Source organism: Crossiella sp. CA198 (assembly GCF_052078295.1).
In the GTDB taxonomy this organism is placed as follows: domain Bacteria; phylum Actinomycetota; class Actinomycetes; order Mycobacteriales; family Pseudonocardiaceae; genus Crossiella.
The window spans coordinates 1-14,150 of sequence record NZ_JBQJIM010000023.1; the positions used below are offsets into that span (position 1 = coordinate 1).

The following is a 14,150-nucleotide window of genomic DNA, read 5'->3' on the forward strand; positions in this document are numbered from 1 at the left end:
CTTCCGAGATGGCGAGCCTCCGGCTGAAACCTCCGGGGACGCCGTCTCATTTCAGTCCTCGCAGGACAAGCGAGCAGAGCGTTCCCCGGAGGTCCCGGCCATGAATGAAGGTAGCCCTATCAGCGAGAACGACACGCGCCTGCTGGACTACCTCAAGCGGGTCACCGTGGACCTGCACGAGACCAAGGCCAGACTGACCGAGGTCGAGGGGCGCGGCCACGAACCGGTCGCGGTGATCGCCATGGCCTGCCGCTACCCCGGCGGGATCAGCTCGCCGGAGGACCTGTGGCAGCTGGTCGAACAGGGCAGGGACGCGATCTCGGAATTCCCGGCCGACCGCGGCTGGGATGTGGACGGCCTCTACGACCCCGGCCGCGGCCAGCTCGGCACCAGCTACGTCCGGCACGGCGGGTTCATGGCCGGCGCGGCCGAGTTCGACGCCGCCTTCTTCGGCATCTCCCCGCGTGAAGCCCTGGCCATGGACCCGCAACAACGGCTGCTGCTGGAAACCTCCTGGGAGGTGGTGGAACGCGCGGGCATCAATCCGGAATCCCTGCGCGGCAGCCGGACCGGGGTCTTCGCCGGGCTGATGAACCACGACTACACCGCCTGGGCGGCCACCCTGCCCGCCGAGGTCGGCGGCTTCGCGGGCAACGGCAACGCGGGCAGCGTGGCCACCGGCCGCATCGCCTACAGCCTCGGCCTGGAAGGCCCGGCGGTCACCATCGACACCGCGTGTTCCTCCTCCCTGGTCGCCCTGCACCTGGCGATCCGGGCGCTGCGCAACGGCGAATGCGAACTGGCGCTGGCCGGTGGCGTCACCGTGATGGCCACCCCGACCGGGTTCGTCGAGTTCTCCCGGCAGGGCGGGCTGGCCCCAGACGGCCGCTGCAAGTCCTTCGCCGGCGCCGCCGACGGCACCGGCTGGTCCGAGGGCGTCGGCATGCTCCTGGTGGCCCGGCTCGCCGACGCACAACGACTCGGCTACCCGGTGCTGGCCGTGCTGCGCGGCAGTGCGATCAACCAGGACGGCGCCAGCAACGGCCTCACCGCCCCCAACGGCCCTGCCCAGCAACGCATGATCCGCCAGGCCCTGGCCGACGCCCGGCTGAAACCGTCCGAAGTGGACGTTGTGGAGGCGCACGGCACCGGCACCACGCTGGGCGACCCGATCGAGGCCCAGGCACTGCTGGCCGCCTACGGCCAGGGCCGGGACACCCCGCTGTGGCTGGGTTCGATCAAATCCAACCTCGGCCACACCCAGGCCGCCGCCGGCGTCGCGGGCGTGATCAAGATGGTGCAGGCGTTGCGGCACCAGCACCTGCCGCGCACCCTGCACGTGGACGAGCCCACCCCGCACGTGGACTGGTCGGCAGGCGAGGTCCGGCTGCTCACCGAGGCCCAGGACTGGCCCGACCCCGGCCGCCCCCGCCGCGCGGGCGTGTCCTCCTTCGGCATCTCCGGCACCAACGCGCACATCATCCTGGAACAGGCCCCGGACCAGCTCGCGGCGCCCACCGCCGAGGCCGGAGTTGTGCCCTGGCTGCTCTCCGCCCGCTCCGCCACCGCCCTGCGCGCCCAGGCCGCCCGCCTGGCCACCCGGCTGACCGCCGACCCAACACTGTCCACAGTGGACATCGGTTTCTCGCTGGCCACCGGCCGCGCCGCCCTGCCGCACCGCGCCGCCGTGGTCGGCGCGGACCGGGACGAACTGCTGCGCGGTCTGCGGACCGTGGCCGAGGGCGGCGGACTCACCGGCGTGACCGGACCCGGCGGACTCGCTTTCCTGTGCACCGGCCAGGGCTCGCAACGCCCCGGCATGGGCCGCGAGCTGTACCAGGCATACCCGGTGTTCGCGGAGGCGTTCAAGGTGGTCTGCGCTGAGCTGGACCCGGAACTGCCCACGGTGTTGTGGCTGGACCCGGAACGACTGGACCACACCGAGTTCACCCAGCCCGCCCTGTTCGCCATCGAGGTCGCCCTGTTCCGGCTCCTGGAAACCTGGGGCCTGCGCCCGGACTTCCTGCTCGGCCACTCCGTCGGCGAACTCGCCGCCGCCCACCTCGCCGAGGTGCTGACCCTGCCCGATGCCTGCCGCCTGGTCACCGCCAGGGCCCGGCTGATGCAGGCCCTGCCCACCGGCGGCGCGATGGTCTCCGTGCAGGCAGCCGAGCACGAGGTCCGCCCACTGCTCACCGCGGGCGTCGACCTGGCCGCGGTCAACGGCCCCGCCTCGGTGGTCCTCTCCGGCGTCGAGGCGGAGATCGAGGCCATCGCCGCGACCCTGGCCGAGCGCGGGGTGAAGACCAAGCGGCTGCCGGTCTCGCACGCCTTCCACTCCCCGCTGATCGAACCGATGCTGGCCGAGTTCCGCACGGTGGCCGAAAGCGTCGCCTACCACAAACCCACCATCCCCATCGTGTCCACTGTGGACGGTAAGGTGCTCGCCGAGCCCACCGACCCCGGCTACTGGGTGGGCCAGGTCCGCGCGCCGGTGCGCTTCGCCGACGCCTTCGACACCCTGCTCGCCAACGGCGTCACCCGCTGCCTGGAACTGGGCCCTGGCGGCTCGCTCACCGCCCTCGGTCAGGAATGCCTGCCCGAAGGCGACACCGCACTCCTGGTGCCCGCCCTGCGCAAGGACCGGGCTGAAGCCCGCTCGCTGCTGGAAGCCGTGACCCGGCTTCAGATCAGCGGCCTCACCGTGGACTGGCGGCCGCTGTTCGGCCCGCACGCGCACACCGTCGACCTGCCCACCTACCCCTTCGAACGCCGCCGCTACTGGCCGGAAGGCGCGCTGCCCACCGCCTCCTTCGGCGCCACCGGCCACCCCCTGCTCGGCGACCCCGTCGCGCTGCCCGACACCGGCGGCCTCGCCCTCACCGGCAGGCTGTCCCTGGCCGCCCAGCCCTGGCTGGCCGACCACACCGTCAACGGCCTGCCGCTGTTCCCCGGCGCCGGGATGATCGAGCTGATCACGCACGCCGGCGGCCTGCTCGGCTGCGACCGGATCGACGAACTGGTCCTGCACGCCCCACTGGTGCTGCCTGAACGCGGCGGCATCCGGCTCCAGGTCACCGTGGACGGCCCCGCCGAGGACGGCGGCCGACCGGTCGCCGTGCACGCCCGCCCCGACGGCGCGGACCTCCCGTGGACCTGCCACGCCCGCGGCCGCCTGCTCCCCGCCACCGCCGAAGCGCCGTTCACCGAAACCTGGCCACCCACCGCCGAACCCGTTGACCTGACCGGGCTCTACGAGAAGTTCGCCGCGGTCGGCCTCGGCTACGGCCCGCTGTTCCAGGGCCTGCACCGGGCCTGGCGCCGGGACCGGGAGATCCTCGCCGAGATCGTGCTGCCCGCCGAACCCGGCCGCTTCGGCCTGCACCCCGCGCTGCTCGATGCCGCCCTGCAGGCCGCCGGACTGGCCCTGCCCGCCCAACCCGCCGACGGCCCCGGTCTGCCGTTCGCCTGGCGCGGCGTCACCCTGCACGCCACCGGCGCCGACCGGCTGCGCGTGCGGATCACCCCGGCCGAGGACGGCGTGACCCTGCACCTGGCCGACGGCGTGGGCAGCCCGGTCGCCACCATCGAGTCCCTGCTGGTCCGCCAGGTCAACCCGGCCCAGCTGACCGGCAACACCCGCCGCGACGCGCTGTTCCAGCTCGACTGGGTGCCGCTGCCCGAGGCCGAGGGCGCCGCACCCGAGGTCACGATCATCCACCTGGACCTGGCCGGAACCACTGTGCCGGAACGGATCCACGCCGCCGCGCACACCGCGCTGGCCACCGTGCGGGACTGGCTGGCCGCTGACCAGCCCGGTCACCTCCTCGTGCATACCCAGCACGCCGTCACGATCGGCGCGGAGGAGATCGACCCGGCCGCCGCCGCGATCTGGGGCCTGGTCCGCTCGGCCCAGTCCGAACACCCGGACCGGATCATCCTGCTCGACGGCGAACCCACTCCCTCGGCCCTGCGCACCGCCATCGAGCACGGCGAACCCCAGCTCGCCGTCCGCGACGGCAAGACCTACGCGCCCCGCCTGGCCCGCGCCACCGACCCCGAAACCACCGCGCCGCCAACGGATCCGGACCACACGGTGCTGATCACCGGCGGCACCGGCGCACTCGGCGCGGAACTCGCCCGTCACCTGGCAGGCGTCCACGGCCACCGCCGCCTGCTGCTCACCAGTCGCCGCGGCCTCGACGCCCCGGGCGCCCACGAGCTGCTCGCCGAACTCACCGAACTCGGCGCGGCCCCCACCATCGCCGCCTGCGACGTCGCCGACCGCGACCAGCTGGCCGCGCTGCTGCACGACATCCCGGCCGCACACCCGCTCACCGGCGTGGTGCACACCGCGGGCGTGCTCGACGACGGCGTGCTCACCGCGCTCACCCCCGACCGCCTGGACACCGTGTTGCGCCCCAAGGCCGACGCCGCCTGGCACCTGCACGAACTCACCCGCGACCTGAACCTGTCGCTGTTCGTGCTGTTCTCCTCCGCCGCCGGGGTGCTCGGCGCCCCCGGCCAGGGCAGCTACGCCACCGCCAACACCGTCCTGGACGCCGTGGCCCAGCACCGGCACACCCTCGGCCTGCCCGCGGTGTCCCTGGCCTGGGGACTGTGGGCCCAGCACGGCGGCATGACCGGCGAACTCGCCGACACCGACCGGGCCAGGCTCACCCGTGGCGGCGTGCAAGCACTGTCCATTGAGGACGGAATGGCGTTGTTCGACGCCACCTGCCGGGCCACCCGCCCACTGCTGCTGCCCATGCGGGTCGGCTCGGCCACCGGCCAGGGCAGCGTGCCCGCCCTGCTGCGCGGCCTGGTCCCCACCGCCCGCCGCAGCGCGGGCACCGGCACCCCGGAAGCCGCGGACACCCTGCGCAACCGGCTCGCCGGACTGGATGCCGAAGCCCGGCACACCGCCCTGGTCGACCTGGTCCGCGGCCGGGCCGCCGCCGTGCTCGGCTACCCCGACACCACCGAGGTCGCCCCCGGACGGGACTTCCTCGAACTGGGCCTGGACTCGCTCACCGCGATCGAACTGCGCAACGGCCTCAACGAGGCCACCGGCCTGCGGCTGCCGATGACCGTGGCCTTCGAGGAACCCACCGCCCAACGCCTGGCCCGGCACCTGGACACCGCGCTGCTCGCCACCGCCGCCCCCGCCGCCGAGGACGGCGAAACCGTGCGCACCCTGTTCCGCACCGCCGTCCAGACCGGAGCGCACTTCGCCGCCTTCGACCTGGTCCAAGCCGTCGCCGCACTGCGCCCGGTCTTCCACACCGCCGCCGACCTGCACCCCGTGCCCAGCCCCGTGCACCTGGCCGAAGCCGAGGGGCTGCGGCTGATCTGCCTGCCCTCCCCGATGGGCATGGGCGGCGCCCGCCAGTACGCTCGCTTCGCCGCCGCGCTGCGCGGACAGCTCGCCGTCTCCGTGCTGCCACTGCCCGGATTCGCCGACGACGAGCCACTGCCCGCCACCGCCGAGGCCGCGGTCGAGGTGCTGGCCACCCTGGCCAGGCAGACCGCGGGCGAGGCGCCGTTCGCGTTGCTGGGCGCCTCCAGTGGCGGCCTGCTCGCCCAGGCCGTCGCGCACCGGCTGGAACAGGACGGTCCGGCCCCGGCCGCGGTCATCCTGCTGGACACCTTCCGGGACAACGGCGCCGGCCTGGGCCAGGTCATCGCGCTGATGCTGGACGGCCTGCTCACCAGGGAGGAGTGGATCGGCCCGTTCACCAGCGCCCGGCTGTCCGCGATGGCCCGCTACGCCCGGCTGCTGGAGGACTGGCTCGGCGCGGAACAGATCAGCGCGCCGATCCTGTTCCTGCGCCCCGAATCCTCCTTCGTCACCGGTGCGGACGGCGAGTCGCTGGACCCGGCGCAGTGGCAGACCTCCTGGCCGGGCGCGCACACCACCAGCGACCTGCCCGGCGACCACTTCTCCCTGATGGAGGAACACGCGGCGAACACCGCCGCGCACATCCGGGACTGGCTCACCACCCTGGGGCCGCAGCGTGTCCCGGATCGGAGTTTCTGATGTCCTGTCCGCACATCGTGGTCATCGGCGGCGGCACCGGCGGGCTCGGCCTGGCGCACGCCCTGCACAACGCCGGGATCAGCGTCAGCGTGCACGAACGGCACCGGGTGCGCACCGAACGCCTGCAGGGCTACCGGGTCAGCCTCAACCCCGATGGCTCCCGTGCACTCAGCCGCTGCCTCTCCGCCCGGCTGTGGCAGGAGTTCCTGGACCACTGCGTGGAGGCCGACTACGGCGACCAGGTGCTCACCGACACCCAGCTACGGGAACGGCTACGGCTGCGCGCCGCACCCAGGAAAGTGGTCGCCGACCGGTCCGGGGCCACCAACGACATCCAGCGCAGCACCCTGCAAACCCTGCTCGCCAGCGGACTTGAGGACATCGTCCGCTACGACCAGGATTTCCTGCGCTACGAACAACTCCCCGGCGGTCAGGTGCGCTGCCACTTCGCCGACGGCAGCAGCACCACCGCGGACCTGGTGGTCGGCGCCGACGGCGGCCGCTCCCGGGTGCGCGCCCAGTTGCTGCCCGCCGCGAAACGCCGCGACACCGGCATGTTCATCGTGGCCGGCAAGTACCTGCTCACCGAGGAACGCGCGCAGAACCTGCCGGCCCAGCTGCGCACCGGCATCACCGGCGCGCTGGAGATGCGCGGCTGCAGCCTGATGTCCATGCCCATCCGGCAGAACAAGAACGGCGGCGTCAACGACGAGACCTACCAGCACAACCCGGTGCTCTTCGACAACACCGTCGACTACCTGCTCTGGTCCTACAACGCCAGCCAGAGCCACCATCCCGGACTGGCCAAGGGCGCCGACCCGCACGCACTGCGCGACCTGGTCGGCACGCTCATCGCCGACTGGCATCCCGGACTGCGCCGGATGGTCGCCGACACCCACCCGGAGACCATCTCGCTGCTGCCCGTGCACACCGCGGACCCGGTGCGGCCCTGGCCCACCAGCACGGTGACCCTGCTCGGCGACGCCATCCACAGCATGACCCCCTTCCTCGGCCTCGGCGCGGGCACCGCGCTGCGCGACGCCCGGCTGCTCGCCGACCGGATCATCGAGGTGGCCCACGATGGCCGGGAGCTGCTGGCGGCGGTGGGCGAGTACGAGCGGGAGATGCTCGGCTACGGCTTCGCCGCGGTCGCCGCCTCCCGCCGCGCGTCCCGGATGTTCCTGGCCGACAACGCTTTCGCCCGCCTGGCCTTCGGCGCCGCGTCCCGGCTGCTGACCGCCTTCCCGTCCCTGCAACAGAAGTTCGTCAACCAGTGACCGCCGGACCGCACCGGCAGATGAGAAGGAGTACCACCATGTCCGAAGCATTCTCCGCGCTGGAGGAGGACTTCCTGAAGGTCACCAGCACGGTCGTGCTGGCCACCGTGACCACCGTGGACGGCAACGGGGCCCCGCGCTCCCGGGTGCTGCACCCGGTGTGGGAGGTCGTGGACGGCCGCCCGGTCGGCTGGATCTTCACCTCCCGGTCCCCGGTCAAGACCAAGCACCTGGCCGGGAACCCGAACGTCGCGGTGTCCTACCTCAGCGCGATCGGCGAGGTCGTGCTCGCCGAGTGCGTGGCGAGCTGGGTGGAGGACGGGGAGACCAAGAAGCACGTGTACGAGCTGATCAACGGCCGCGGCGACGGATACGACCTGCGGCTGTTCGGCATCGACAGCCCGGAGAACCCGGCCTTCGAGGTGCTGCGGCTGGACCCGTCCCGGGTGCAGGTCAACACCGACTTCCCGAAGGACTTCACCTTCATCCCGCGGATGGCCAAGCTCTGAGCGCCCGGCCGGCGCCCCGCGCGGGCGCCGGCCGGTCCGCTGTCAGGCAGTGCTCGCCAGGTGGCCGTCGATGTGCGCGGAGATCATCCGCAGGATCTCCGGCACCACGGCGTTGAGGAAGAAGTGGCCGCCGGGGAAGACCTTCAGCTCGAAGGAACCGGTGGTGTGCTCGGCCCAGGAGCGCACCTCGTCCACGGTCGCCTTCGGGTCGGCGTCCCCGGTCAGCGCGATCACCGGGCAGGACAACGGCGGACCCGGCGTGTAGCGGTAGGTTTCGGCGGCCTTGTAGTCGGTGCGGATCGCCGGCAGCACCATCCGCAGCACGTCCTCGTCCTCCAGCAGCGCGGAGTCGGTGCCGGCCAGCTTCCGGACATCGATGATCAACCGGTCGTCGTCGAGCAGGTGCGTGCGCTCGTCGCGGGGCCGGGAGGGCGCGCGGCGGCCGGAGGCGAACAGCCCGGTCGGCCGGATCCCGTCCGCCTCCAGCCTGCGCGCGACCTCGAAGGCCAGCGAGGCGCCCATGCTGTGTCCGAACAGGGTGACCGGGCGGTCCAGCCAGGGCCGCACCGCCTTGGTCACCTCATCGGCCAGCGCCTCGATGTTGTCGATGCCCGGTTCCTGTCTGCGGTCCTGCCTGCCCGGGTACTGCACCGCGAGCACCTCCACGCCCGGGGTCAGCGCGCGGGATACCGGGAAGAAGTAGCTGGCCGACCCGCCCGCGTGCGGCAAACAGAGCAGTCGGGCGGGTGCCTGCGGCGCGGGGTGAAAGCGACGCACCCAGAGATCGTCAGTCATGTTGCCCCGAAGTCCTAACTTCAGCGGTCCGGAGAATGAGTCGCAATGCGCATATGCGCGCGCGACAGGTCGAATTCTAGCTCCTGCTCCTGTCTTGTGACTGTCTTGTGCTCAAGTTGTCGCCAGGAAACCAGACATTCACCTCACTAGATTTCTCTATGCAGCCCGTTCTTGCTCTGTCTCAGCCTGCGCTGGCACACTCACCTGTGGTTCTGTCACAAGCAGACCGCTGTGGACCGCTACCACAACCAATGGGGGTGCCGCCAGTTATTCAGCTATACGTGAAGCGCTTGTCGCTTCAGAAAATAATTCGATTATATCCACGTTTGGCTCCGTTAGAGAGCCAGTTCGCCGCTGGGGGGCGTTCTCGGAGTGGATCACTCTGGTTTATTTGGGGTCATGTTGCGTGAGTTTCGCCTGCGCGCCGGAATGACGCAGGAGGAACTGGCTGAGGGTTCGGGAGTGTCGGCCCGGACGATCAGCTTGCTGGAGACCGGGAGGCGTGAGGCGCCTCGGCTGGCCTCGGCGCGATTGCTGGCCGAGGCACTGTCCCTGCCGGTGGAGGAACGCGGTGCGCTGTTCGCGGCGACCCGCGGTGAGGTGACCGGTCTGCTGCCGACTCAGCAGACCGGCGAGCGCAGCACCGGGGCCGAGGCAGCGGTCCAGGTGGGGTCGCACGGGTTCCTGCCCTACGACGTGCCCGACTTCGTCGGTCGCGAGGTGGAGCTGAACCGGTTGCGGCACTTGGCCAGTCTGTCGGCGAGCACGGTGATCGCGGTGCTCGACGGCATGGCGGGCATCGGCAAATCGGCACTGGCCGTGCACGCCGGGCACGCGTTGACCGCGCTGTACCCGGACGGCCAGTTCTATTGTGATCTGAGGGGTTTCAGCCAGGGCCACCAGCCGTTGGAACCGGGTGAGGCCCTGGAGGCGTTGCTGCGGATGGTGAACGTGCCGTCCTGGCAGATACCGTCCACAGTGGATGAACGAGCTGCCCTGTGGCGGGCCAGTGTCGCCGGACAACGGGTTCTGGTGGTGCTGGACAACGTCTCGGACACCGACCAGGTCCGCCCGCTGCTGCCGGGCACCGCGGGCAGCCTGGTCGTGGTCACCTCCCGTCGCCGGCTACCCGCCCTGGCCGGTGCGATTCCGTTGTCGTTGGACGTTCTTCCGCCCGGGGACGCCCTTCGACTGTTCACCCGCGTGGCCGGCCGGGACCGGCTGCGGGACGAGGAGGCCAGCGCGGCCGAGATCGTCAAGCTGTGCGGGTTCCTGCCGATGGCGGTGCGGATCGCCGCGGTCCGGCTGGCCAACCGGCCCAGCTGGACCACCGGTCATCTCGCGGACCGGTTGCGCAATGACGACCGCAGGCTGGGTGAGCTTGCCGTGGCCGGGATGCCCGGCGTGGCAACGACATTCACCCTGTCCTACCGTCTGTTGGACCAGCATCAGCTCCGGTTGTTCCGTCTGCTCGGCAGGCATGGCGGCGAGGTCTTCGACCCCGATGCGGCAGCCACGCTGGCCGGTCTCACCCCGGTGCGGGCCGAGGAACTGCTGGAAGCCTTGGTGGACAACCACCTGCTGTTGCAACCGGCGCCGGGTCGCTACACCTTCCACGAGCTGCTGCGGGATCAGGCCCGCAGTCTCACGGAGGACTGAGTGGTCCGGGCCCGCCGATTCCGGTCGGCGGGCCCGGGAACCGGCAGGCCAGTTCCCGGCTCCGGCCGAGCTGGGCCTTGCGGGCCTGGCCCGCGGCGAAACCCAGCAGCCCGCGCGGCGCGGACAGTTCGATGTGGTCCAGCACCGCGGTGCCCGCCGGGTCTGCCTCGATCCGGTAGCCGTAGCGCAGCCGCACCCCGCCGGGACTGCGCACCGCGCCGTCGATGGCGCCCGCGCCGAGCACCAGGCTGACCTCGATCACGTTGTCGTGGCGCAGGAAACCGAAGCGGAAGCGTTCCACCGCGGTGTACCGGACTTCCGCGCCGTCCCGCCACACGTCCCGGACCTCGACGATCAACGGCGAGAGCCCGAGGTAGTTGTGCGGATCGGACAGGTGCTCGAACACCGTCTCCGGGGTGGTGGGCAGCAGGGTGCGCAGGGCGAAGGCCGTGGTGGGCATCAGGCCGAGTCCCGGTGCACCAGGATGGGTTGGAAGATCACCGCGGCGGGAGGCACGTCCGGGTCGGCTACCCGGGTGAGGACCTGGCGGGCCATTTCCGCGGCCATGTCCTCCACCGGCTGGCGGACCGTGGTCAGCGGGGGTTCGCAGGCCAGCGCGGCGCTGCTGTCGTCGAAGCCGACCACCGCGACGTCCTCGGGCACCCGGCGGCCGTGCCTGCGCAGCACCGGCAGTGCGCCCTGGGCCATCAGGTCGGAGGCGATGAACACCGCGTCCAGGCCGGGGGTGTCGGCGAGCAGGCGCTCCATCGCGGCGCCGCCGCCCGCCCGGCTGAAATCGCCCTCGGTGATCAGCGGCGGCGGATGGCCGAGGCCGGTGAGGGTGTCCCGGAAGCCGTTCAGCCGCCCCTGGCCCGCGGGGGCGTCCAGTGGGCCGGTGATGGTGGCGAAGCCGCGGCGGCCAAGGGCGTGCAGGTGCTGGGCGGCGAGGGCGCCACCGGCGACCTGGTCCACGTCCACGTAGGTGATGCGGGCCGGGCTGGCGGACTTACCGGCCAGCACGACCGGGAGGCGGGACTTCAGCAGCTGGCCGGGCAGTGGGTCCTGGGCGTAGGTGTGGATCAGGATCACCCCGTCCAGGCGGCCCTGGCGCAGGTCGGTGACCACCTGTTCCCGGCTGTCCCGGCCGGTCATCAGCAGCACCAGGTGCAGGCCCAGCGGGTTGAGCACGCTGGTCACCCCGCTGACCACCCGGCCGAAGAACGGGTCGCCCAGGATCCGGCTCTCCTCCGGCAGCACCAGGGCGATCGCGTCGGCGCGGCGGGTGACCAGGGAACGGGCCGCCAGATTGGGCAGGTAACCGGTTTCGGAGATGGCCCGCTCAACCGCCTGGCGCAGGCCCTCGTCCACGCTGGCCTTGCCGTTGACCACCCTGGACACCGTCGCCCTAGACACGCCGGCGACCCGCGCGACGACCTCCAGGGTCACGCGGTCGGCGGTGGGGCGGCGGGAGACGGACACCTGATCTTTATACCGGCTCCCGCCGCGCGTTCAGCCGCCTGTCAGCTGGGTCAGCCGGGCGAGTTCGACCTTGCGTTGCCCGGTCATCCGCGCGGCGACCTCCCTGGTGGCCGGGTGGGTGATCGACTCGGCCGCCGAACCGGCCACCGTGGTCGATTCGGCCAGGTGCGCGCGCAGCAGCCGGGTGAACTCGGCGTCGAAGTCCGCCGCCGTGGCCAGCGCGCTCAGTTCGGGCTCGGTCGGCATGCCGGGCATGTCGTGGCCCTCGTGGTTGTTCACATAGGCCACCCCGGCCTGTTTCAGCAGCTCGTGCAGGGTTTCCCGTTCCGCTCGGCGAGCCGAGCCGAGTTCCGCCGCCAGCTCGCGCAGGGCCGGTGCGGCCACCCGCGCCGCGCCCGCGTCGAGCAGCTTGAGCGCCTGGTCGTCGGTGGCGATGACCAGTTCGGCGAAGGCGGTCTCGGTCGGCCCGAACGTGCCCGCCGCCGTCGACGAGGGCGCTGACGGCGGCGGGGACGCCACCTGCCGGTCACAGCCGGTCAGGCCGAGTGCCAGCAGGGCGATGAGCAGTGGCCGGGCCAAGCTCATCCGGGCACGCCCGCGGCGTTGCACTTGAGCACCGCGTTGAGGCAGTTCCGCACCCGGCGGTCCAGTTCGGCCGCGGGCCAGACGTTGAAGAAGTCGCCGTGCATGGTGTACCCGGGCCCGGAGGACAGCCGCAGGCCGCCGGTCGGGCCGGTCACCGGGTACCGCAGCACCATGCGCAGCTTGGGCACCGACACCGGGTGCGAGGACGGACAGCCGCCCGCCACCGGGTAGGCCAGGTGACTGGCGTGGTTGGGCGAGTCCAGGTCCCGGCCGTTCCAGCACTGCGGGAAGTCCAGGTAGGTCTCCAGCATCGTGTTCGGCGGGCACTCCACGAAGTTCTTCGAGGGGTTCACGTGTCCGGCGTGCAGGCAGGACCAGCGCGCGATGCTGTCGTTGGGTCCGGTGGCCTTGGCGTTGCCTGCCACCACCTTCAGCCCGAGCGGGTAGGACCGGATGTCCTGCGGCCGGTTCACCCCCTCGCCGAGGTAGTAGAAGGTCATGAACCGCGGCGGCACCGGGACGTTGTCCTTGAACAGGGTGGGCACCCAGTAGGAGGAGATGTCGATCAGCGGATCGCAGTTGCCGGTGGCCCCGGCCAGCGATTGCAGGTTCGAGCCCGCGTTGGTGGACTTGTTGCCGAAGAAGTCGTGCAGGTGCGAGGCGCCCGCCAGGTTGGGCAGCACGATCGGGTCATCGGGCAGCCGGTGGCTGAGCTGGCAGTCGGCCACGAACTCGGCCACCCGGACCGGTTCGGCCTGCGCCGCGCCCGCGCCGCCGGTGAGCAGGCCGGCGACCACGGCCATGATCGACAACAGGGTGGCGGAACGTCTCTTCGTCGTTGAAGAAGCCATTCTGGAACTCCCTCTGCTTGGCATCGGGCCCGATGCAAACGTATGGAGAGAGCGCTCTCAAGCGGTCACTATCGCGCCGTCCGGACAACTCGGGCAACCGCCGTTCGTATGAGTCCACAACAATCCGGGGGAGCGCTCTCTCGGGCGTTCACGCAAGTAGGCGGACTGGGTCGCCGAGCCGGGTGACCCGTCACCTTTTCGGTGCGCATTGGCCGCACATCCTTGCCGCGCCTTCCGGCCGCTCCCTACGATGTTGATCAACAGCAACGCTTCGAGCCATGGCATCTGGCCTGGTCAGTGCTGCTTTCTCGCCGTCAGTGCGGACGGCGCACAGTCGGGGTGTGCGGGAAAGAGAGGACCACGCATGGACGTGGACCGGTGGGTCGAGGTGGAGGAGGCAGCCACCCGGCTGGTCCGCATCGCGGGCAGATCGGCCTTACCCGGTGGCGGCGGCGACGCGTGCCCCGGCTGAGGGTCCGCGTCGCCGCCGCCAGTTGTCCGCGCTGGTCCCTCAGTGTCGCGGGGCCGCTTCACGTCTGGTCGGTAGGAACTTCCCCAACATGCCCTTGTCGCTCATTGTCGTGCTCGTTGTCCTCACCGCCGGCGGTGCGCTGGTCCTGATCCTGGGACGGCTGCTGATCGCGGCCGATCAGGCCCTGGACCGAGCCCACCAGAAGATGCTGACCGGTGGACCCACCCGGTGGCATCGCCTGGCCCACCGGCCGCGCCGGTGGTGGACAAATCGCTGTCATCACTGCCTGACGGCGCTGATGGAAGAGCGACGGATCACCCGCGAGCAGCGGAAACCGGTGCTGACGCCGGTTGACTGATTCCAGGACGGCCGGATTTCTGTCCTGCTTGTCCACTTGTTCCACGCCTTGAACCAAGGTCTGATGTCCGGCATGGCGAATGCGACTGGACCAGTCTCGCGACGCGGTTTCCTTGCCAGCACGGG

The 14,150-nt window shown here is 71.4% G+C and carries 10 protein-coding genes; 4 read left to right on the forward strand and 6 right to left on the reverse strand.

The genetic code is table 11. The features are described 5' to 3' along the window. Window positions 1–100 precede the first annotated feature (100 nt). From ACTOWY_RS32755 to ACTOWY_RS32765, 3 genes are read left to right on the forward strand one after another with little or no spacing between them, the layout of a single operon-like run. Window positions 101–6,040: an SDR family NAD(P)-dependent oxidoreductase gene (locus ACTOWY_RS32755; protein WP_441313462.1), complete on the forward strand. Its 5,940-nt coding sequence runs from the start codon at window positions 101–103 to the stop codon at window positions 6,038–6,040. After that, window positions 6,040–7,317 carry an FAD-dependent oxidoreductase gene (locus ACTOWY_RS32760; RefSeq protein WP_441313463.1) on the forward strand — a complete coding sequence of 426 codons (1,278 nt, stop codon included), beginning with the start codon at window positions 6,040–6,042 and terminating at the stop codon, window positions 7,315–7,317. The genes ACTOWY_RS32755 and ACTOWY_RS32760 overlap by 1 nt, the downstream gene beginning before the upstream one ends. 38 nt (window positions 7,318–7,355) lie before the next feature. Further along, window positions 7,356–7,826 (forward strand): pyridoxamine 5'-phosphate oxidase family protein, encoded by a 471-nt coding sequence (locus tag ACTOWY_RS32765; RefSeq protein ID WP_185004145.1) that lies wholly within the window; start codon window positions 7,356–7,358, stop codon window positions 7,824–7,826. A gap of 42 nt (window positions 7,827–7,868) precedes the next feature. On the opposite strand, the gene ACTOWY_RS32770 is transcribed toward ACTOWY_RS32765, so the two are convergent. Further along, on the reverse strand, window positions 7,869–8,621 hold the full coding sequence (locus ACTOWY_RS32770) for a thioesterase II family protein (protein WP_441313464.1): 753 nt from the start codon (window positions 8,619–8,621) through the stop codon (window positions 7,869–7,871). Window positions 8,622–9,020: 399 nt separating this feature from the next. Here ACTOWY_RS32770 and ACTOWY_RS32775 point away from each other — a divergent pair, with 399 nt between their 5' ends. Beyond that, window positions 9,021–10,280, forward strand: a complete 1,260-nt coding sequence (locus ACTOWY_RS32775; protein WP_441313465.1) for a helix-turn-helix domain-containing protein — start codon at window positions 9,021–9,023, stop codon at window positions 10,278–10,280. On the opposite strand, the gene ACTOWY_RS32780 is transcribed toward ACTOWY_RS32775, so the two are convergent. The 5 genes from ACTOWY_RS32780 to ACTOWY_RS32800 all read right to left on the reverse strand — a co-directional run bounded on the left by ACTOWY_RS32780 (window position 10,267) and on the right by ACTOWY_RS32800 (window position 14,061). Beyond that, window positions 10,267–10,740, reverse strand: coding sequence for an SRPBCC family protein (locus ACTOWY_RS32780; RefSeq protein WP_441313466.1), 474 nt, complete (start codon window positions 10,738–10,740; stop codon window positions 10,267–10,269). The genes ACTOWY_RS32775 and ACTOWY_RS32780 overlap by 14 nt on opposite strands. After that, window positions 10,740–11,759, reverse strand: coding sequence for a LacI family DNA-binding transcriptional regulator (locus ACTOWY_RS32785; protein WP_441313467.1), 1,020 nt, complete (start codon window positions 11,757–11,759; stop codon window positions 10,740–10,742). Before ACTOWY_RS32785 ends, ACTOWY_RS32780 begins: the two co-directional genes overlap by 1 nt. A gap of 30 nt (window positions 11,760–11,789) precedes the next feature. Beyond that, on the reverse strand, window positions 11,790–12,344 hold the full coding sequence (locus ACTOWY_RS32790; protein ID WP_441313468.1) for a DUF305 domain-containing protein: 555 nt from the start codon (window positions 12,342–12,344) through the stop codon (window positions 11,790–11,792). Further along, a complete protein-coding gene (locus tag ACTOWY_RS32795) occupies window positions 12,341–13,195 on the reverse strand; it encodes a DUF1996 domain-containing protein (RefSeq protein ID WP_441313469.1) in 855 nt (284 codons plus the stop codon). Before ACTOWY_RS32795 ends, ACTOWY_RS32790 begins: the two co-directional genes overlap by 4 nt. 530 nt (window positions 13,196–13,725) lie before the next feature. Further along, window positions 13,726–14,061 (reverse strand): hypothetical protein, encoded by a 336-nt coding sequence (locus ACTOWY_RS32800; protein WP_441313470.1) that lies wholly within the window; start codon window positions 14,059–14,061, stop codon window positions 13,726–13,728. Between the last annotated feature and the right edge of the window lie 89 nt (window positions 14,062–14,150).